At 70.5% G+C, this 19,763-nt stretch carries 15 protein-coding genes; 8 read left to right on the top strand and 7 right to left on the bottom strand.

The features are described from left to right. Positions 1–180 precede the first annotated feature (180 nt). The gene (locus D7X30_RS21150; protein ID WP_120564742.1) at positions 181–1,941 is read left to right on the top strand and encodes an MDR family MFS transporter; all 1,761 of its coding nucleotides are present in this window, start codon (positions 181–183) and stop codon (positions 1,939–1,941) included. Between the two features lie 6 nt (positions 1,942–1,947). Here the strand turns inward: D7X30_RS21150 and D7X30_RS21145 are convergent, their stop codons facing one another. Continuing rightward, positions 1,948–3,459, bottom strand: a complete 1,512-nt coding sequence (locus tag D7X30_RS21145; protein WP_120564741.1) for a M20/M25/M40 family metallo-hydrolase — start codon at positions 3,457–3,459, stop codon at positions 1,948–1,950. A gap of 624 nt (positions 3,460–4,083) precedes the next feature. On the opposite strand from D7X30_RS21145, the gene D7X30_RS21140 reads away from it, so the two are divergent. Continuing rightward, positions 4,084–7,476: a PAS domain-containing protein gene (locus D7X30_RS21140; RefSeq protein ID WP_120564740.1), complete on the top strand. Its 3,393-nt coding sequence runs from the start codon at positions 4,084–4,086 to the stop codon at positions 7,474–7,476. A gap of 4 nt (positions 7,477–7,480) precedes the next feature. On the opposite strand, the gene D7X30_RS41690 is transcribed toward D7X30_RS21140, so the two are convergent. Further along, on the bottom strand, positions 7,481–7,693 hold the full coding sequence (locus D7X30_RS41690; RefSeq protein ID WP_147443260.1) for a hypothetical protein: 213 nt from the start codon (positions 7,691–7,693) through the stop codon (positions 7,481–7,483). A gap of 664 nt (positions 7,694–8,357) precedes the next feature. Then, a complete protein-coding gene (locus tag D7X30_RS21135; RefSeq protein ID WP_120564739.1) occupies positions 8,358–11,801 on the bottom strand; it encodes an amidohydrolase family protein in 3,444 nt (1,147 codons plus the stop codon). Positions 11,802–11,961: 160 nt separating this feature from the next. Here D7X30_RS21135 and D7X30_RS21130 point away from each other — a divergent pair, with 160 nt between their 5' ends. Both D7X30_RS21130 and D7X30_RS21125 read left to right on the top strand, forming a co-directional pair. Then, positions 11,962–12,411: a PaaI family thioesterase gene (locus D7X30_RS21130; protein ID WP_120564788.1), complete on the top strand. Its 450-nt coding sequence runs from the start codon at positions 11,962–11,964 to the stop codon at positions 12,409–12,411. Further along, entirely contained in the window at positions 12,411–12,863 is a 453-nt protein-coding gene (locus D7X30_RS21125) for a PaaI family thioesterase (RefSeq protein WP_120564738.1), read from the top strand. Before D7X30_RS21130 ends, D7X30_RS21125 begins: the two co-directional genes overlap by 1 nt. Positions 12,864–12,882: 19 nt before the next feature. Here the strand turns inward: D7X30_RS21125 and D7X30_RS21120 are convergent, their stop codons facing one another. Then, complete coding sequence (locus D7X30_RS21120) at positions 12,883–13,209, bottom strand: pilus assembly protein N-terminal domain-containing protein (protein ID WP_158619309.1); 327 nt, start codon at positions 13,207–13,209, stop codon at positions 12,883–12,885. A 52-nt stretch (positions 13,210–13,261) separates the two neighbouring features. Between D7X30_RS21120 and D7X30_RS21115 the strand changes: the two genes are divergently transcribed. Continuing rightward, positions 13,262–14,689, top strand: a complete 1,428-nt coding sequence (locus D7X30_RS21115; protein ID WP_255424210.1) for a BTAD domain-containing putative transcriptional regulator — start codon at positions 13,262–13,264, stop codon at positions 14,687–14,689. 205 nt (positions 14,690–14,894) lie between these two features. Beyond that, positions 14,895–15,245 carry a DUF2019 domain-containing protein gene (locus D7X30_RS21110; protein WP_199724468.1) on the top strand — a complete coding sequence of 117 codons (351 nt, stop codon included), beginning with the start codon at positions 14,895–14,897 and terminating at the stop codon, positions 15,243–15,245. 80 nt (positions 15,246–15,325) lie between these two features. On the opposite strand, the gene D7X30_RS21105 is transcribed toward D7X30_RS21110, so the two are convergent. Then, the gene (locus D7X30_RS21105) at positions 15,326–15,607 is read right to left on the bottom strand and encodes a hypothetical protein (protein ID WP_120564734.1); all 282 of its coding nucleotides are present in this window, start codon (positions 15,605–15,607) and stop codon (positions 15,326–15,328) included. A gap of 235 nt (positions 15,608–15,842) precedes the next feature. On the opposite strand from D7X30_RS21105, the gene D7X30_RS21100 reads away from it, so the two are divergent. Both D7X30_RS21100 and D7X30_RS21095 read left to right on the top strand, forming a co-directional pair. After that, positions 15,843–17,201: an RtcB family protein gene (locus D7X30_RS21100; protein WP_120564733.1), complete on the top strand. Its 1,359-nt coding sequence runs from the start codon at positions 15,843–15,845 to the stop codon at positions 17,199–17,201. 75 nt (positions 17,202–17,276) lie between these two features. Further along, positions 17,277–18,209: a TIGR02266 family protein gene (locus D7X30_RS21095; RefSeq protein WP_120564732.1), complete on the top strand. Its 933-nt coding sequence runs from the start codon at positions 17,277–17,279 to the stop codon at positions 18,207–18,209. Here the strand turns inward: D7X30_RS21095 and D7X30_RS43820 are convergent. Then, the gene (locus D7X30_RS43820; RefSeq protein ID WP_120564731.1) at positions 18,197–18,937 is read right to left on the bottom strand and encodes an immunity 52 family protein; all 741 of its coding nucleotides are present in this window, start codon (positions 18,935–18,937) and stop codon (positions 18,197–18,199) included. The genes D7X30_RS21095 and D7X30_RS43820 overlap by 13 nt on opposite strands. A gap of 14 nt (positions 18,938–18,951) precedes the next feature. Then, a partial coding sequence (locus D7X30_RS21085) for a restriction endonuclease fold toxin 5 domain-containing protein (protein WP_233591691.1) occupies positions 18,952–19,763 on the bottom strand: 812 nt, incomplete at its 5' end.

The raw sequence follows: 19,763 nt of genomic DNA, 5'->3' as shown, positions 1-19,763 counted from the left end.
GGATAGAACCGCGCACCATCCTCCCCGAAAGACCCTTGTTGGATGAACGGCACTTCCGACAGCTGCCCGACGGCGCATTGCCTTCCGGACGGAGAGCAGCCGGGCAGGCGAACGTGGCCAGCCCCCGCCGCCATCCCCAGATTCGCGCGAATGCACGCGCCCTGAGCGCGTGCCCGAGCCATGGCCGACACCCCCGCCGACACCGCCCTGGACTCCCATGCCGCTCCGGCCTCAGAGCGGTTCAGCCGTTCACAGAAGGCCTTCACGCTGGCGGGGGCGCTGCTGGGGCTGCTACTGGCGGCGTTGGATCAGACCATCGTGGCCACGGCGGGGCCCACCATCCAGGCGGACCTCCACATCGCGCCGGAGCACTACCCGTGGCTCACCACCGCGTACCTGGTGGCCTCCACGATGATGGTGCCCGTGTGGGGCAAGCTGTCCGACCTGCTGGGCCGCCGCGCGGTGCTGGTGGCGGGCATCGCCGTGTTCCTCACCGGCAGCTTCCTGTGCGGCGCGGCCCGCTCCACGCTCGTGCTCATCCTCTGCCGCGCGGTGCAGGGGCTGGGCAGCGCGGCGCTCTTCACCGGCTCGCTGGCGGTGGTGGCGGACCTGTTCCCGCCGCGCGACCGGGGCAAGTACCAGGGCCTGTTCGGCGCGGTGTTCGGCCTGTCCAGCGTCATTGGTCCGCTGGCCGGCGGCTTCATCACCGACTCGCTGGGCTGGCACTGGGTGTTCTTCATCAACCTGCCGGTGGGCGCGCTCGCGCTGGCGCTCATCTTCCTGCGCATGCCGCCGCTCAAGCCGGAGGGCGTGCACGGCGGGAAGCTGGATGTGTTGGGGGCGGTGGCGCTGGCGGTGGGCGTGGTGCCGCTGCTGCTCGCGCTCAGCCTGGGCCATGGCGCGGCGGTGCCCCGAGCGGGCGGGTTCCCATGGGGCTCCGCGCCCATCCTGGGGTTGTTCGCGCTGTCGGCGGTGGGGCTGGGCCTCTTCGTGTGGCGGGAGCGCCGTGCCAAGGAGCCGCTGCTGGATCCGTCGCTGTTCCGCCTGCGCGCGTTCTCCGCGGGAAACGCGGCGGTGTTCATCATCGGCGCGGTGTTCCTGGCGTCCGTCACCTTCCTGCCGCTGTTCATGGTGAACGTGGTGGGCCTGTCCGCGACGCACTCCGGGCTGACGCTGACGCCGCTGACGCTGGGCGTGGTGGCGGGCAACGTGCTGTCCGGGCAGCTGGCGTCGCGGATGGGCCGCTACAAGGCGCTGATGGTGGGGGCGCTGCTGTTCCTCATGGGCGGCTTCGCGGTGATGGGCTTCACGCTGACGCCCGACTCCAGCCAGGCCGAGGTCACCGTGAAGATGGTGCTGGTGGGCCTGGGCCTGGGCCCGTCCATTCCGCTCTACACCGTGGCCGTGCAGAACTCCGTGCCGCCCCAGCGCATCGGCGTGGCCACGTCCGCGACGACGTTCTTCCGGCAGCTGGGCATGACGGTGGGCGTGGCGCTCCTGGGCACCGTGTTCGCGAGCACGCTGGGCCGGGAGATGCACACGCGCACGCAGCAGGCCACGCGCGGACTGCCTCCGGACGTACGACAGGAACTGCACGCGTCCGCGCCGGCGGGCCTGGGCGGAGGCGAAGGCGCGCCGCAGGGCCAGCGGTTCCAACCGGAGCAGGTGAAGGCGAAGCTGCGCGAGGGCTTCGCCGAGGAGCGGCGGCAGGCCCTGCGAGAAGGGCCCGAGGCCCGCGCGCGAGTGGACGCGGACGAGGCCCGCGCGCTGTCCACCGTGGACCGCATGGAGCGCGCGCTGAAGGAGTCCTTCACCCGCGCGACGATGGCCGTGTACCGCTTCGCCATCTTCGTCGCGCTGGCGGCCCTGCTCGTCACGCTGCTCTTGCCGGAGCTGCCGCTGCGCCGGGGCGGGCCGCACAAGGCCCCGGCGGAGGCGTAGCGCAGCCTACTTCTTCGCCGGCGGCGGCATGTCCGACTCCGGCGCGGTGGGGCGCGCGAGCGTGCCCGGCGACTCCGCCAGCGCGTACGCCATCCACGTCACCGCGGCGGTGCTGCGCGACAGGTCCTGGGGGTCCACCTTGTCCAGCGTGTCCGCCATGGAGTGGTGCACGTCGAAGTAGCGGCTGCTGTCCACGCGCACGCCCACGAAGGGCACGTGCGCGGGCTCCATGGGGCTCAGGTCCGCGCCCGTCGCGTGCCCCACCAGGAATTTCGCCGCGCCCAGCCCTTCCAGCGGCGCCAGCCACGGCCACAGCAGCGTCTCACCACCCGGCCCCGCGTGCAGGCTCACGCCCAGGGGCCGCCCTCCGCCCGCGTCCATCTCGATGGCGGCCACGTGCTTGGGCAGCTCCTTCGCGTGCGCTTGCGCGTACGCGCGGCCGCCGCGCAGCCCGTTCTCCTCGTTCATGAACAGCACCACGCGCACCGTGCGCCGGGGCGCCTGGGGCAGCTTGGCGATGAGCCGCGCGGCCTCCATCACCATCACCACGCCCGCGCCGTCGTCGTGCGCGCCCGTGCCCACGTCCCAGGAGTCCAGGTGCGCGCCCAGGAGCACCACCTCGTCCGGCTTCTCGCGGCCCCGCACCTCCGCCACGACGTTGGACGAGTCCGCCTCCGGCAGGTCCGAGCACCCCAGCACCAGCCGCACCTTCACCGCCCCGCCCTGGAGCATCCGGTGCAGCGTGAGCGCGTCCTCCACCGACACCGCCGCCGCGGGCAGGCGCGGGCCGCCTTCGTCAAAGCGCGTGGAGCCCGTGTGCGGCGTGCTCAGCGACGCCGTGGCCAGCGAGCGCACCAGCGCGGCCACCGCGCCCTGCTTCGCCGCCGCCGCCGGGCCCCGGCCGCGCAGCCCCGCGAAGCGGCCGTAGTCCGCCGCCTCCGACATGGTGTGGTTGAAGAACACGATGCGGCCCTTCACCTTGTCACCCAGCGCCGCCAGCTCCTCCAGGGAGTTCACCTCCACCACCTCCGCCGTGATGCCCTCCGGCGGCGTGGGCGCGCTGCCGCCCAGGGCCAGCAGCGACAGGGGCAGGCCGCGCGTGCGCTCGGAGGCGAGGATTTCGCCGTGCTCCTCGCCCCGCACCCAGCGCGGCACCTTCACCGGCTCCTTCCACGCCTTCACCCCGTCCGCCTGGAAGCTGCGCAGGGCCCACTGCACCGCGGCCTCCGCGGACTCGGAGCCGGACAGGCGCGGCCCGATGCCGTCCGTCAGCTCCGCCAGCCGCGCGTACGCATGGCCCTCCGCGAGCGCGGGCCCCACCAGCTTCGCCGCCGTGGCCTGCTGCGCGGCGCTCAGCTTCGTCACGGCCGGGGGCGTGGCCTTCACCGACGAGGTGGCCGGGGACTTCGGCGCGGGCTCCTGGGAGGGCGCGGTCGCCGTGTTCTGGGGGGAAGGCGACGCCGAGGTGAGCAGCTGCAGGGCCAGCGAGACGGGCAGGACGAAGGCGGACGTGGACACTCGAATCCTCGAGGGGACCTGATGAGTGAGCAGGGCGGGGTGGAAGTCCCAGGGGCCACCGCGCGCCGAGAGGGGGAACGCGGCGCGCGGGGCTCAACTGGGACGTCACGCACCGGTTCCGCGGTTGGGGAACGCGAGGTCCGGTACATACGCCATCTTCCAAGAAGAAGAGGACGTGCGTGCATTCTTTAAAGAAATTCCTGGCAGCGTCAAGGCGGGAAGTGAGCATTGCGACCCGCGGGTGATGTGAGTGTTCACGACTCTCCGCTACGCGGGACGTCCCATGGCCCGGGCCTCCCCTGGGTAACCCGAGACGTTCTCCAGAATCCGGGGTCCTGGACACGCCGCGGCGCGCTGTATTCCCCAGGTCCCAGGACGCCCTGACGCCCTGGCTGCCCTGCGTCAAGGCGACGGGCCAGAGGGGCTCGCGCGCCGGCACGACGGACTGGCGACGCACCTTCGGGCGTTCACCCGGAACAGCCGGGCGCGGACGCCGACACCGGGGAGGATGCTCCGGTTCTGGAGGAATGACTCCTTCGGAATTCTCCGTTGCCCACCCCGGAGGACCCGGGCGACAGTGCCACGGCCGGAGGTCGTCCCCCGCGACCCGCGGTCCCCCCGCTCATGAGCGTGCCCCCTTCCGAAACGGAACAGGCCCTGAGGGCCGAGGTCGAACGTCTGCGGTTCCGCCTGCGCGCCGCGGGCCTGGATGACGGCGTTGGCACGGTCCCCGAGGACCCGGCGTCCCATGCTGGGAACACCGACGCGCGCGTGAAGCAGGAACAGCTGCGGCTGGCGCAGGAGGCGGGCGGCATTGGTGTGTTCACGCTGGACATCGCCACCAACCAGCTGACGGTGACGCCGGAGTTCTGCCGGCTGTACGGCGTGCCGGTTTCGGACACCCTGCCCGCGCCGGTCATCGAGGCGCTCGCGCTGGTGGAGGACCGGCGCCACGTGTCCAACGAGCGGACGCGGGCCTCGGGGCAGGTCACGCCGTCGGTGGAGTACCGCATCCGCCGTCATGACACCGGGGACGTGCGGTGGATCCACCGGCGCGCGTCGCTGGTGTACGACGCGGCCGGCAAGCCGGTGCAGTTGGTGGGCATCACCCAGGACGTCACCGAGCGCCGCCAGGCCGACGATGCCTTGCGCGAGGCGAACGAGCGCGTGCAATTGGCGCTGAACGCCGAGGCAATGATTGGCACCTGGGTGTGGGACGTGCCCGGCAACCGCGTCGTCGCGGACGAGCGCTTCGCGCATTCCTTCTCTCTGGACCCCGAGCAGGCGCGCGAAGGTCTGCCCATCTCCCAGTTCGTGGCCGCCATCCACCCGGAGGACCGGCCCGCGGTGGAGGCGGCCATCACCCGCACGCTGGAGACGGGCGGTGCGTACCGCGCCGAGTACCGCGTGCTCCGCGCCGACGGCGCGAACCGGTGGGTGGAGGCCAGCGGCCACTGCCAGCTCTCCGCGCAGGGCGCGCCGCTGCGCTTTCCCGGCGTGCTGGTGGACATCGACGCGCGCAAGCGGGCGGAGCTGCGGCAGACGGCGCTGCTGGAGATGGCGGACCGGCTGCGCGAGGCGTCGTCCCCGGACGCCGCCGCGCAGCTGGCCATGGAGGTGGTGGGGCGGATGCTGGGCGTGCCGCGCGCGGGCTACGGCACGGTGGACGCGGCGCACGCGCTGGTGCTGATGCACCCGAACTGGGTGGCCTCGCCGGACGTGGTGCGAGTGGAGGGCGTGCACCGCTTCCACGACTACGGCGTGTTCCTGGAAGACCTCCTGAAGGGCGAGGTCGTGGCCATCCCGGACGTGCGGGAGGACCCGCGCACGGAGCCCCAGGCGGACGCGCTGGAGCAGGTGGGCATCCGGGCACTGTTCAACATCCCGCTGCTGGAGCACGGCCGGTTCGTGGCGGTGCTGTTCCTGCACGACGTGCAGCCGCGCACGTGGACCGCGGAGGAGATCGAGCTGTCGCGCAACGTGGCCGACCGCGTGTGGGCGACGCTGTCCAGGCTCAAGGCGCTGTCGGACCTGAAGCAGGCCAACGAGACGCTGGAGCAGCGCGTGGCGCAGCGCACGCGGGAGCGGGACCGCGTGTGGAACGTGTCCCAGGACCTGCTGGTGGTGGGGAGCCTGTCGGAGGGGAAGTTCCTCAGCGTCAATCCGGCCTGGACGCAGATGCTGGGGTGGACGGAGGAGGAGCTGCTGGGCCGCACGTCGGAGTGGCTGGAGCGCCCGGACGACTACGCGCGGACGCGCGCCGAGGTGCACCGCCTGGGGGGAGGAAATCCCACGCTGAACTTCGAGAGCTCCTACCGGTGCAAGCACGGCGGTTACCGGCGCATCTCCTGGACGGCGGTGCCGATGCCGGAGGACGGCGTGCTGTACGCCAGCGGGCGCGACGTCACCGAGCAGCGGCAGACGGAGGAGCAGCTCCGTCAGGCGCAGAAGATGGAGGCGGTGGGGAAGCTCACGGGCGGCGTGGCGCACGACTTCAACAACCTGCTCCAGGTGGTGGGCGGCAACCTGCAGCTGCTCCAGCGCGACGTGGCGGGCAACGAGCGGGGCTTGAACCGGGTGCGCTCGGCGCTGAGCGCGGTGGAGCGCGGGGCCCGGCTGTCCGGGCAGTTGCTGGCGTTCTCGCGGCGGCAGCCGCTGGAGCCTCGCTCCCTGAGCCTGGGCCGGCTGGTGCGGGGCATGGACGACCTCCTGCGCCGCGCGCTGGGCGAGGACGTGGAGGTGGAGACGGTCATCGGCGGCGGGCTGTGGAACACGATGGCGGACCCACACCAGTTGGAGAACGTCATCCTCAACCTGGCCATCAACGCGCGCGACGCGATGGGGGGCGCCGGGAAGCTGACGCTGGAGTTGAGCAACGCGTCGCTGGACGACCACTACGCGCAGGCGCACCCGGAGGTGATGGCCGGGGCGTACGTGCTGCTGGCGGTGTCGGACACGGGCGGGGGCATGTCGTCGGAGGTGATGGAGCGCGCGTTCGAGCCCTTCTTCACCACGAAGCCGGAGGGCCGGGGCACGGGCCTGGGGCTGAGCATGGTGTACGGCTTCGTGAAGCAGTCCGGCGGGCACGTGAAGCTCTACAGCGAGCTGGGGCACGGCACGACGGTGAAGGTGTACCTGCCGCGCGCCTTCCAGCCGGAGGTGCCGGTGACGGAGGTGGTGACGGGGCCGGTGGAGGGCGGGAAGGAGACCATCCTCGCGGTGGAGGACGACGCGGAGGTCCGCGCGACGGTGGTGGAGCTGCTGACGGAGCTGGGCTACCGCGTGCTGCGCGCGGTGGACGGCCAGAGCGCGCTGTCCATCCTGAAGAGCGGCGTGGCGGTGGACCTGCTCTTCACGGACGTGGTGATGCCGGGGCCGGTGCGCAGTCCGGAGCTGGCGCGGCAGGCGAAGGCGCTGCAGCCGGACATCGAGGTGCTCTTCACGTCCGGCTACACGGAGAACGCCATCGTGCACGGCGGCCGGTTGGATCCGGGCGTGAGCCTCTTGTCCAAGCCGTACCGGCGTGAGGACCTGGCGCGCAAGGTGCGGGCGCTGCTGGACCAACGGCAGCAGCGGATGGCGACGCCGAAGCTCCAGTGGCCAGAGGTACCGCGCACCGGGGAAACGTCTGCCACGCAGGAGGCCGCGCGGCGGATGCACGTGCTGTTGGTGGAGGACGACGAGGACATCCGCGCGTCCGCCAGCGAGCTGCTGGGACTGCTGGGCCACGCGGTGATGTCGGTGGCGAGCGCGGAGGAGGCGCGGGTGGCGCTGGCGGCGGAGCGGTTCGACGTGCTCTTCACGGACGTGACGCTGCCGGGCATGTCCGGCGTGGACCTGGCGCGCGAGGTGGCGCTGCGCAAGCCCGCCATGCGAATCATCATCGCGTCCGGTCATGGCCGCGCGGCGCTGGAGGGAGATCCGCAGCAGTGGTTGGGCGTGGTGGTCCTGCCCAAGCCCTACGCGCTGCCGCAGATACAGCAGGCCCTGGCCCAGGTGGCCGCGACGGCCCGCTGAGGGGTCAGCGGCGCTGGCGCTCCAGGAAGGCCAGCAGGCCTTCCGTGTTGCGTCGCTCGTGGTCGTCCAGGGACGGCAGGTACTCGCGGACCTCCGCGAGCATGGCCTCCGCGGCGGGCAGGTCCGCGGGGGAGACCTTGTACGCCCACTGCCAGTACTCCGCGGCCGTATAGGAATACATCATCGTCTCCAGGGGATGCCGCAGGAGTTCACGCAACGCGCCCCGCACGACCCGAGGTGTTTGCCCCCAATGCGCCCCACAGAAGAAAGCGGTCTTGGCGATGTATCGATGAAGAGGGGCTGCCGGCACCCGTCCCTCATGGCGCCGCTCGACCTGCTTGAGGCCCGCGCGGAACCGGGGCCAGTCCCTGGGCGCGAGGCCACTCACTTCCGATACATCTTCACTGAAGGCACACCAGGCCAGATCCCGAAAGGACGGATCCGGGAACGCTTTCTTCATTTTCGTTGGCATGGCAGCGCCTCCCCATTCCAGGTGTAAACAGCGTCAGGCCAGAACCCATTGGCCATACAGTAAGACCGACAAGAGTCACAAAGGCTCTCTCCCTTCACGCGTCCGGGCTTGCTGTCTCCACCAGTATCAGCACAGCGAACGTAGTCCTGGGTGCAGGTCTCCCTGACCCGTTCCTTCTCCGTCTTCTCCAGTTCCTCACCCGCTCCAGGTGGAGGCAACGGATTCGGCTTCCGGGGCCGGGGCGGCTTCATCATCTCCATCTGCTCGCACGCCGCCGCCGAACCACTCTTGCACTGGCAATCCACCGTGCTGACGCAGCCCGGCCCGGGCCCCGGGCCCAGGGATTGACGGAGCTGTCGCGGGCCGCCTGCGCAGCCCGCGAGCACTCCGCACAACACGAGGACGACGCCTAATCGCAGACCTGCTCCGTGGCGTGCGTGGTGGCGCGGGGGCTCCAGCCCTCGTTGCCGTCCTTCTCGAAGTAGAACTTCGCGCGCGTGCGCTGCCGCGTGCCCACTTCGTTCAGCGTGTTCGCGTCGTACAGCCGGCCGTTCACCATCGTGTAGCGCACCGTGCGGCTGTTCGAGATGTCCTCCAGCGGGTTTCTGTCCAGCACCACCAGGTCCGCCAGCTTGCCCACCTCCAGCGAGCCCAGGTCCTTGTCCATGCCCAGGTGACGCGCGCCGTTGAGCGTGCCCACGCGCAAGGCCTGCATCGGTGACATGCCGCCCTGCACGAACATCGCCAGCTCCCAGTGCGCCGCCAGGCCTTCACGCTGACCGTGCGCGCCCAGCTGCACGCTCACGCCCAGGTCGTTCAGCTCCTTCGCCACGCGGGCCACGTTCTGGTGGTTGAACTCCTCGTCCGGAATCATCACGCGGCGCCGTGAGCGCCCGTCCACCACGCGCCGGGGCACGAACGACAAGAGGCGCGTGTCCTCCCAGACGTTCGTCTTCTGGTACCAGTAGTTCTCCCCCATGAGCCCGCCGTAGGCCACGCCCAGCGTCGGCGTGTAGTCCACCTGCGTGCCCTTCCACAGCTGGCGCACGTCGTCGTAGATGCGCGCCACCGGCAGCGAGTGCTCCAGCCCCGTGTGGCCGTCCACCACCATGGTCAGGTTGTGCTGGAGCAGCGAGCCGCCCTCGGGCACCACCAGCATGTCCAGCTCGCGCGCCGCCTGGAGAATCTTCTGCCGCTGGTCGCGCCGGGGCTGGTTGTAGCTCTTCACGCTGAACGCGCCCAATGCCTTCATCCGCCGCAGGTGCCGGCGCGCGTCGTCCAGCGTGTCGATTTCGACGTGCGCGTCCGCGCTCGCCGCTCCGTACAGGATGGTGCCCGTGGAGAAGATGCGCGGCGACGTCAGCATCCCCGCCTTGCCCAGCTCGCTCGCGGCGAAGATGGTCTCCGAGTGGTTGGACGGGTCGTGCAGCGTCGTCACCCCGAACGCCAGCGACGCCGCCTGCACCCAGCTCTGCTCCGGCATCAGCCCGTCCACGCCCATGGCCCCGTGCCAGTGCACGTCAATCAGGCCCGGCATCAGCGTCTTGCCCTTCACGTCCACCACCTTCGCCGCCGCGGGCACGTTCACCTTCCCCACCGGGCCCAGCGCCACGATGCGGTTGCCCTTCACCACCACCACGCCCTCCTCCACCACCTGCTCGCCCTTCATCGTGACGAGCCGCCCGCCCACCAGCGCCAGCATCCCCTCCGGCACGTCCGACTTCTGGGAGAACGCCACGTCCACCCCGTCCGCCTCCGGCGGCGGCAGCGTCTTGGGCGCGCCATCCATGAACGTGAACGCGTCCTTCAGCGCCCGCGTGTAGAGCTTCGGCCCCAGCGCCCAGTGCAGGGACAGCCGCGCGTCCGCGCCGGACCAGTGCAGGTATTCGCCCGCGTCACGGCTCACCTGCGTCACCGGCATCGCCTTGCTGCCCGGCCCCACCCGCGCCTCCTTCGCGCCGCGCACGAAGGGCGTCACGTAGGCGTTGAAGTCCTCGCGGAAGGCCACCCACTTGTCATCCGGCGACACGCGCATCTCCAGCGCGCCCCCGCTCGTCAGGTGCGTGCGCGGCTCGCCTCCGTCCAGGCCGATGCTGCGCAGCGTGCGCACGTCCTCCACGTCCTTGGACTCCACGTGCAGGAAGTACACGCGGTCCGACTTCGCGCCGAAGTGCGGCTGCTCCCCGTCGCGCGTCAGCTTGCTCGCCACGCCTCTACCCGTGGACGGCACCACGAACAGCCCCGTCTCCCGGCTCCACGTGCCCGGCATCAGGTAGCCGTCGCCCGTCGTCCGGTACACCACCCACTTGCCGTCCGGGCTCATCGCGGGCTCCACGTAGAAGCCCGGCTGCGTCGTCACCACGCGGCCCTCGCCGCCCGTCACCGCCACCACACGCACCGCGCCCAGCGCGTCGTCGTCCCACGTCGTGTAGACGATGGAGCGCCCGTCCCGGGAGAACGACGGATAGAACTCCAGGTGCTCGTTCTGCCGCGTCAGCCGCCGCGGCGTCCCGGACGGCAGCTCCTTCACGTACAGCTTGCCCAGCGCCTGGTACACCAGCCTCTTGCCATCCGGTGACACCTGCATCCAGCGCAGCATCTGCACGCCGAAGCGGTCCGGCGCCACGGGACGCGTGCCCTTCACCGCCGCGAACACCGTGCGCGTGCCCTTCACGTGGAAGGGGATGGGCGACACCTTCTTCGTCGCCACGTCGATGCGGTGCAGCGTCCCGCCCGCCCAGAACACCAGGGACTTGTTGTCCGGCGTCCACGCCATCACCGGGGACACGCCGTGGATGGCCCACGTCTCCTGCATGTCCCGGTCGAGCCCGTCATGCAGCGGCCGCTCCGCTCCGGACTTCACGTCCGTCACGTACAGCACGCTCCTACCGCGCACCCGCCGCACGAACGCCAGCTGCTTGCCGTCCGGCGACGGCGTGGGCCGGATGGAGCCACCCGGACCGGTGACGAAGGGCTCCACCTCCTTCGTGTCCAGGTCCAGCCGCTGGATGGCGTAGAGCTCCTTGTTCGGGTCTTTGTCGTACTCGAAGGACTTCCCCGGCGTGACGTCCTGGCTGAAGTAGACGTAGCGGCCGTCCGGGGAGAACGCGGGCTCGCCCAGGTCCTTCTGGTCGTTGGCGCGCTCGGTGAGCTTCACGCCTTCACCGCCCGCGCGGTGGTACATCCACACCTCGCCCGCGCCCAGCGAGCGCCGGCCGGTGAAGTGCTTGCGCGCCACCAGGAACTGGCCGTCCGGACTCCACGCCGGGCTGTTGAGCAGGCGGAACTTCTCCTGCGTCACCGCGCGCGGGTTCTTGCCGTCGCGGTCCATCACCCAGACGTTGTCCCCGCCACCCCGGTCGCTGGTGAACACGATGGACTTCCCGTCCGGGCTGTAGCGCGGCTGCATGTCCCACGCGGCGCCGGACGTCAGCGCGCGCGCCTCGCCGCCCGCGATGGGCAGCGCGTAGAGGTCCCCCAGCAGGTCGAAGAGGATTTCGTCCCCGCGCGGGCTCACGTCCACGTTCATCCACGTGCCCTCGCGCACGTCGATGGGCACCTGCGTGCTGGCCACGCCCGGGGGCGCGTCCACCTTCCATTCATCCTTCTTCGCGTCCGGCTGCTCGGGCGTGGCGACGGGGGCCAGGGTGCCGCCGTCGCCCTCGCTCGCCCGGGCGGCTTCGCGCGCGGTGTCCCTGGGCGCGGGCGGCTTGGGCGGTTCCTGCGGAGGCGCTTCACCCTGCCCTGGGGGTGCGGGCTCGGGTGCACTCGCGGGCCGGGGCAGGGGCTGCGCCGCCAGGAGCAGGCCTGGGACGAGCAGTGCGAAGCAGAGAGCGGAGAGGGGTCGGTTCACCGGAAGTGTCCTCGGGGAAGACGCGGGGCGCGGCATCCTGCCAGGATGCGTGGGCTCGCAGGGTGCCCGTGAACTCGCGGACGGGCAGGCGTGTTCCTGGGCGCGGCGTGCCGCGGTGCGTTCCCCCGGCGCGGTCCGAATCTGCTACTGCATCCAGCCCATGTCGGACTTCAGTCTTCCCACGGATCCGGCGGAGCGGCGCGAGGCGCTCTCCGTCCTGTTCTCCGAGGCGGTGCCCCACAACCATGCGCTCGGGCTGCGGCTGGAAGCGGTGGGGACCACGGACGCGACGGTGGTGATGCCGTACGCGGATGTGCTCGTCGGCAACCCGGAGACGGGGGTGGTGGCGGGCGGCGCGGTGACCACGCTCATCGACGCGGCGAGCGGCGCGGCGGTGATGGCGGCACTGGGCGCGTTCGCGGCCATCGTCACGCTGGACCTGCGAATCGACTACCTGCGCCCCGCGCGCCCGGGCCTGCCGCTGACCGCTCAGGCCGAGTGCTACAAGGTCACCCGCATGGTCGCCTTCGTGCGAGCGCTGGTGCACCAGGGCGACCCGGCGACACCGGTGGCCTCGTCACAGGGCACCTTCATGCGGGTGGAGAGCTGATGAGCACGCCTTCGCTTCCCCTCGCGGACCTGGTGCGCCAGGTGCGCAAGTCGCGCGAGTACCACCGCCTCACGGACGCCATCCCCTACACGCGCTTCGTGGGCATTGGGGTGGAGAACCTGGCCGGCGAGATGCTCTGCCGCATGCGCTACGCCCCGCACCTCATTGGCAACAGCATCCTGCCCGCGCTGCACGGCGGCACGCTGGGGGCGCTCTTGGAGTCGAGCGCCATCTTCGAGCTGCTGCTCCAGACGGACACCGAGCGTGTGCCCAAGGTCATCTCCACCACGGTGGACTTCCTGCGCTCGGGCAAGGCACAGGACACCTTCGCGCGAGCGTTCATCACGCGGCAGGGACGGCGCGTGGCCAACGTGCGCGTGGAGGCCTGGCAGGACGACCGCACGCGGCCCATCGCCAGCTCGCACGCGCTGTTCCTGCTGTCGGAGCCGTGAGGCTCCAGCTCGGGGGCCGCTAGCCGTCCACCACGATGCGGTACGTGCGGCGCTTGCCGTCAGCGCCCCAGATGATGAGCGTGGTCGTCCCCTTCGCCAGCGCGGAGACCTCCACGCCGTCCTTCCCGGTGGTCTTCACGTCCGCGACGGACGGGTCGCCCAGCGCCACGCGGCTCATCCCCGGCACCGTCAGCACCTGCTTCGCGCCCTTCTTCAGGGTGAGCGTCTCGTCCGCGGCAGGAAGCTCCTTCGTGTCCCCAGCGCGAGCGGCGGGCTCCCTGGCCCCCGCGGGCAGGGCGCTGAGCAGCAGGGTTCCCAACGTCAGGGCCACGAAGCGTGAAGCCATGGATGCGACCTCCGGGTGACTCCGGGAGAGTCCGGAGCTGCCCCAATGTCCCATGCGTGGGCATCCGACGTCTCCCGAGAGCCCCCGCGATGCGGGCACTGACGTTGTTACAGCGTGGTTCCCATTTCTACAGGGTTCATGCCGGGTTCTTCAGCGGACAGCGTGCACGGGGGCACGGTGGATTGCCTTGGGGTCCGCCGGGTGGAGGACAGGGTTTCCAGCCTGGGGTCGCGGTGGGGGCACGGCAGTGAACGCGAGCGCGCGTCACGGGAGCGCGGCACGTCGCCTGCTAGCTCACGGGAGCGACACCGATGCGGAGACCCCCATGAGCGAGCGCGAGTCGATGAAGCTGCGGGAGTTGAAGGAAACCGCCTACGCGCTGTACCAGCGGGGGAGGTATGCGCAGTGCGTGGAAACGTACGCGCAGCTCGCGAAGTTGCTGCCGCGCGACGCGAATGTGCGCGTCCGGCTGGCGGAGGCCTGCCGCCGCGCGGGGCAGAAGGTACAGGCGATCGCCGCGTACCGTAAAGCCGCGCAGGTGCTGTTGTCACTCGGTTGCGAGTCCCGTGCGCGAGGCGCCCTGAAGGCAGCGCTGGAGTTGGATCCGCGCGACCCGACGTTGCAGCAGGAAGTGGTGCGGATGGGTCAGGGCGCGGTGACGCCGACGGCGCTGGAGGACGAGGAGCTCTACCGTTTCGACCGGCTGCCGCCGCCGACGCCACCGCCCGGACGGATGCGCCGCGTGCTGACGCCTATCGTGCTCAACGCCGCGCAGGAGCCGGACGCACCGCGGAGTCTTCCGGCGGCGCCGTCCATCACGCCGGTGAACGTCCGTGGGACACCGAGCGCGCTGCCGGGGCCGGGGCGGCAGGCGGTGCTGCCCCATCCGCGTCCTGCCATGCCGGCCGTGACGCCCGCGCTGGATTCGGCGACGGAGTCGATGTCGCGCTCCATGGCGCAGGTGGCGGCGGGTGCACCGGAGGCCGCGCCGTTGCCAAAGGTCATCGTGTCGATGTCCGCCTTCGGGGAGCCACCGGCGCCCGGCGCCGCGCGGCCGGGAGGGAATACACCTCCGGGCATCACGCCGGTCACGGTGGGCAGGAGCGTGCCCCAGAAGGCCCTGACGGGTGTGCCGCGGGGCTTGCCCGCGCTGCCGCGGAGTCCTCCGGGCGTACAGCCGTCCACGGTGAATCCTGCTCCGACGCCGGAGCGCCCCACGGTGAAGGTCCTCGCGCTGATGAATCGCACGTCTGGGGCCCAGCCGACGCCGCAGCCCTCCGCGCCGAGGCCACCCGACCCTCCGCACGCGGCGCAGCCGCTGGCGGTGATGCCCTACAAGCCGGAGATGCGCCGCCTGGCACCGAACGTGGTGGCCCTGCGCGTGTCGCCGCAGGCGCGCTGGGTCATCATCCGCTCGGAGAGCGAGCTCGAGGTGAGCCGTTCGGAGGCACTGCCCGGCGAGTTTGTCGCCGCGCATTGAGGCGGGGCTGTGCGCGGAGCATGCCCTCTGCATTCGTCTGCCATTGCATGCTCAAATGACTCTCACGGAGCGTCTCAGTGATCCGGCGTAACCTCACGGGCTCAGGCGGATTGACCGTGCGGCAATGGTTGAGCACCCAGTCGTACGCGGCCCAGCGCGACTTCGGACTGCGGGCCATCGAGAACGTGTCGAAGGGACTCTGGCAATGACCTTGGAAAAGCTGGTCGAACAGGTCGCACTGCACGTCGCCACCCAGACCGATGCCATCTGGAAGGGAGACGCGAAGACCGGCAACAAGCACGCCAGGAAGTACGGAGCCGCGATCGATCAACTCCTGGCCCACGGCGATCCTGGACGGGATGCGCTCCTCGTACTGCTCAAGCATGAGCGCATGGACGTGCGGGTCATGGCCGCTGCCCACCTGCTTCGCTACCGGACGGCGGAAGCCAGGGCGGTCTTGGAGGAAGCCGCGAAGGGCCAGGGACTCGTGCCCTTTGAAGCTTCGGAAGCACTGAAGCGGTGGGACGAAGGCACCTGGACCCTGGACCCGGGATAGCCGTCCCCACAACGCACCATGGCGCCCTCCCCTCTTCAGGGAAGGACGCCCGGTGATTCCACTCCCACTCAGGAACCGTCCTACATGGACACGGACTTCGCCGGGTCGATGAGGCTCTGGAGCGGATTCGTGGCCTCCGCGGTCTCCTGCTCCACGTCCGGCACGTAGGCGCGGACCTGCGCCTCGCAGTGGTTGCTCTTCCGGTTCTGGTGGCAGTGCCGGATGCCGTACACGTGGTGGCACCCGCATGGATCCACGCGCTTCTTGGCGCACAGCGAGGGATTGAACACCGGAGCCGCGGTCATCTCCACCGGCCCCGCCTGCAACGCCACCGACAGCACCATCCCCGTCAAAAACCCCATCGCCCACCCCCTTGATGCACGCTGCAGAAATGGGAATGCCGATCCGCCGCCGCAACCCCCAGGCTTGTCTGAATGCCGCTCCGTGCACTCCCGGCCGTTCCCTCCGTCCACCCCACGGGGTTTCTGCTCGGCACAGGCCAGGCAGGCAGCCAATCGTGTGTCCGGAAACCGGCACCGTCAGGGATGATGGAGGGCTTCGTCCCTGCCGCGGGTTCACCCACCTGGGGGATTCACCATGAGCTGGAAGCAACACCTGGAAAAGGTCTCCGAGGGCCACTACGTCCTGCCACGCACCAAGACGATGCGTGTGCACGCGGACCTGTTCCTCTCCGACAAGCTCCTCTGGGGGGAGGAAGGCAACCCGGAAGCCCCCCCGCTGGAAGACGCCGTCTTCGATCAGGTCGTCAACGCCGCCACCTTCCCCGGCGTCACCCGCGTCGCCGTCACGCCCGACTGTCACGTGGGCTACGGCGTCCCCATTGGCACCATCGTGGAGACGGACGGCATCCTGCTGCCCACCGCCGCCGGCTACGACATCGGCTGCGGCATGGTGCAGCTGCAGACCTCCCTCACCGTGGAGGACGTCGCCGACCCCGCGAAGCGCCGCCAGTGGATCGACGAGGTGACCGACCGCATCGCCGTGGGCGTGGGCGCCACCCGGGCACGCAAGCAGCGCAGGCTCAGCGAACCCACCCTCAAGGAAGTCCTACGCCACGGCGCCAAGGCCCTGGGCCGCAGCCGCTCCGTCACCGAGCGCGACTTCATCCCCGTGGAGGACACCGGCGTGTCCATCCCAGAGCGCGCCTTCGACAAGCGCGGCCAGCTGGGCAGCCTGGGCGGCGGCAACCACTTCACCGAGATGCAGGTGGATGAGACGGGCCGCGTCTGGGTGATGCTCCACACCGGCAGCCGGGGCTTCGGCTGGAACATCGCCAAGCACTTCTTCGTGGCGGGCGCCGCGCAGCTGGGCCTCAAGAGCCGCAGCGAGGACTTCGTCTGGCTGGACGCGGACAGCGCCCTGGGCCGCAGCTACTGGAACCTGCACAACATGGCGGCCAACTTCGCCGTGGCCAACCGGTTGCTCATCGGCGAGGCCGTGTGCGAGGCGATCGAGGACGTGTTCGGCGGCACCGCGAACATCTACTACGAGATCAGCCACAACCTCATCCAGCGCGAGGGCGGTAGGTTCGTCGCACGCAAGGGCGCCACGCGGGCCTTCCCTGCCGGACATCCGGCACTCAAGGGCACGACGTGGGAGGCCACCGGGCACCCCATCCTCATCCCCGGCTCCATGGAGACGGGCAGCGCCATCCTCTTCGCGGAGCCCGGGGCGGAGAAGTCCATCTACTCGGTGAACCACGGCTCCGGCCGGCGGCTGTCACGCTCCGCCGCGCGCCGGCAGCTCCAGCAGGAGGAGACGGACCGGCGCATGGCGGAGGCCGGCATCCTGCTCAACACCCGCACCACGCCGCTGGACGAGTCCGGGCCCTGCTACAAGAACCTGGACGACGTGCTGGAGACGGTGGAGCAGGCGGGACTCGCCCGGGTGGCCCACCGCCTCAAGCCGGTGGCCTGCATCAAGGGCGCGGACTGACGGGGTATCCCTGGAAGGGGACTCGTGGGGGAGGCCGGGCGGCGGTAGACTGGGCCTCCGCCTGGAGCCCCACCCATGCCCCCGTCCCCCACCCCCTCCCGGGAAGTCGAACTGGCGCGCGCCGAAGCCGACATGGCCCGGCTGGAAGCGCAGCTCGCCGAACAGGTGGCCCGCGCCACCGCGGATGCCGCCGCGTTGACCGACCGGCTCTCCCGCATGCGCCAGGCCCTGACCCGGCCGGAGCATGCCGGGGACCCGCGCCTGTCCCAGTGGGCCATGCGCCTGGAGGACACCGAGTCCCCCGAGCCGTCCCCGGAGCTCGCGCGGCTGCGTGAGAAGGCCCTGGACGCGCGCGAGGCCGCGCTGGACACGCGCCGGCAGGCCGGGCTGGACCTCCAGTCCGCGCTGCGCGTGCAGCAGGAGGACGCCGCCCGGGTGGACAAGGCGCTGACGTCCGCCGAGTCCGACCTGAAGCGCGTGGAGGACGCCGCCAGGGCTCACGCGGAAGCCGAGGCGAAGGCCCGCCGCGCGGCGGAGGCGGAGACCCAGAAGGTCGTCCCGCCCCCGGCCCTGCGCCCGTCCCAGGAGAAGCCGTCCACGGAGACGCCGACGCGCGCGGAGCGGCTCCCGGCGCGCGCGCCCGTGGCCGCCACTCCGGCGAAGAGCGACTCGCGCAAGGCGGGCCGGGTGCGGATGCACACGACCATCGACACGCGCAGTGATTCCAACTTCTTCACCGGCTTCTCGATGGACATCAGCGAGGGCGGCATCTTCATCGCCACGGTGGAGGCGGTGCCGCGCGGCACGCCGGTGGAGCTGGACTTCACGCTGCCAGGGGGCCGGCCGCTGACGGTGAATGGCGTGGTGCGCTGGGCGCGCGACGGCAACGACCGCACGCCGGACCTGATGCCGGGCGTGGGCGTGCAGTTCACCACGCTGCCGCCGGAGGTGGCGAACGCCATCTCGTCGTTCGTGACGACGCGCGACCCGATGTTCTACCCGGACTGAGTGGGTCCGGTGCCCCAGGGGCGCAGGGGCGTGAGCAGCCCCGCGTCCTGGAGGCGCGCCTGGACGTCCGCGGCCAGGGCGACGTGGGCCGGATTGGAGACGGTGAACTTCTCCGGCGTGAGGGTGATGAGCGTGCCCCGGTCCGGGATGTGCTCCACCTGGACCGGCGCGGGCAGTGGGGGCACGGGGCCACGGAAGTCGGCGAGGTAGGTGACCCAGCCGACGAAGGTGCCGACCTTTGAAGATTGACCGACCTTGATCAGCTCCCGATGCGCATCGGAGGTTGCGATGCCGACCTCGGGCTCCCATGCGAGGGCCATGGCGCGCATCACGCCTGTGAGGCCCGGAGCTGTCAGCACACGCTCGGCGACACTGCCCCGACTGATCGTGTTGAGGACGCAGACGGAGCCTGAATGGATGGAAGCACTCCCGCAGTCGCCGTGGACGCTTGAGGTTTCCTCTTCATTCTCACCCGCCCAGAGCCAGAAGCTGGAGCTGTCCATGAACCGATGGGCCTTGCTCTTCATGAGCTTCGCGAGTGTTGCCTCATCCGTCTGGACCTGACGCTTCCGGGCCTTCTCGAAGTTGGCTGCGGTTTGATGCCAGCGGTTCCACGTGGGTTCCAACGGGCCTAACCGCTGGATGAAGGAGGCTAGACGCTGAGCACAGGCCTCGACCGGCTCTGGACGCGCCAGCCAATAGCAGCCTGCGTAATACGTCTCGGACATGGATCCAGGACTCCTCATTTAAGGGGAGCGATGTAAACAACCTCGATGTTGCGTCCCAATTGCTCGAAGGCAGTTCGAAGCACGGTGGCAAAGCGTTCCTCCGCGACAACCCAGCGAATGCGCCTTCCCTGCGCGAGTTTCTCCTGCCGAGCCCCCTGCTCAAGCATTTTTCGGAAGCCCTTGAAGAAGTCCTTCATCTCCATGTTGTCCTGGATGAACTTCGCGTAGCCCGGGCCCTTGGCCTCCAGCAGCAGATCCTCCACCAGGTCATAGCCGTCGAAGTCGACCTCATCGTCTCCCTGCTTGAGCCGGTACGCGGATCCCTTCGGTGCTCCGGTTACCTGGGCCTGATAGTCGCGGGCACGGTCGGACATCGATTCGTTCACCTGCACCCACTTGCCCGGGCCACTCGCGCTGCTCGGAGGAGGAGGGCCCATGGCGGCCATGGCCACCGCCGTGGACGCGAGCGTCACCTCCACCACTCCGTCCACCACCGCCACCGCGCTCACATCCAGCACGCGTGCCGGGTTGAAGCCCGCCTGTGTCGAGCCCAGCCGCACCGCGTCCGGGAAACGCGGCATCAACGAGAGCGCCGACGACAGCCCCACCGTCACGCCGTGACTCACCAGCACCGTCACCGCGAGCACGAAGACGCGCGCCACCTCCGGCCCCAGTGCCTGCGCGAAGACCTCCGCCGCTTCCTCCAACTCCTGGAACGTCTGCGCCCGGTCCGTCGCATCCTTCAGCGCACCGCACGCGCGCACCACCGTGAGGAACGACTGCACGCCCACGTACGCCAGGAACACGGCGGCAATCACCGCCGCGG

Origin of the sequence: Corallococcus sp. AB011P (genome assembly GCF_003611605.1) — a bacterium.
Taxonomy (GTDB): domain Bacteria; phylum Myxococcota; class Myxococcia; order Myxococcales; family Myxococcaceae; genus Corallococcus; species Corallococcus coralloides.
This window is presented reverse-complemented; position numbering and strand designations above follow the sequence as displayed.

Bases quoted from the DNA above. Each gene is read 5' to 3' on its own strand.
- D7X30_RS21150 (WP_120564742.1), top strand. From the start codon at position 181: ATGGCCGACACCCCCGCCGACACCGCCCTGGACTCCCATGCCGCTCCG.
- D7X30_RS21140 (WP_120564740.1), top strand. From the start codon at position 4,084: ATGAGCGTGCCCCCTTCCGAAACGGAACAGGCCCTGAGGGCCGAGGTC.
- D7X30_RS21130 (WP_120564788.1), top strand. From the start codon at position 11,962: ATGTCGGACTTCAGTCTTCCCACGGATCCGGCGGAGCGGCGCGAGGCG.
- D7X30_RS21125 (WP_120564738.1), top strand. From the start codon at position 12,411: ATGAGCACGCCTTCGCTTCCCCTCGCGGACCTGGTGCGCCAGGTGCGC.
- D7X30_RS21120 (WP_158619309.1), bottom strand. From the start codon at position 13,209: ATGGCTTCACGCTTCGTGGCCCTGACGTTGGGAACCCTGCTGCTCAGC.
- D7X30_RS21115 (WP_255424210.1), top strand. From the start codon at position 13,262: ATGCGTGGGCATCCGACGTCTCCCGAGAGCCCCCGCGATGCGGGCACT.
- D7X30_RS21110 (WP_199724468.1), top strand. From the start codon at position 14,895: ATGACCTTGGAAAAGCTGGTCGAACAGGTCGCACTGCACGTCGCCACC.
- D7X30_RS21105 (WP_120564734.1), bottom strand. From the start codon at position 15,607: ATGGGGTTTTTGACGGGGATGGTGCTGTCGGTGGCGTTGCAGGCGGGG.
- D7X30_RS21100 (WP_120564733.1), top strand. From the start codon at position 15,843: ATGAGCTGGAAGCAACACCTGGAAAAGGTCTCCGAGGGCCACTACGTC.
- D7X30_RS21095 (WP_120564732.1), top strand. From the start codon at position 17,277: ATGCCCCCGTCCCCCACCCCCTCCCGGGAAGTCGAACTGGCGCGCGCC.
- D7X30_RS43820 (WP_120564731.1), bottom strand. From the start codon at position 18,937: ATGTCCGAGACGTATTACGCAGGCTGCTATTGGCTGGCGCGTCCAGAG.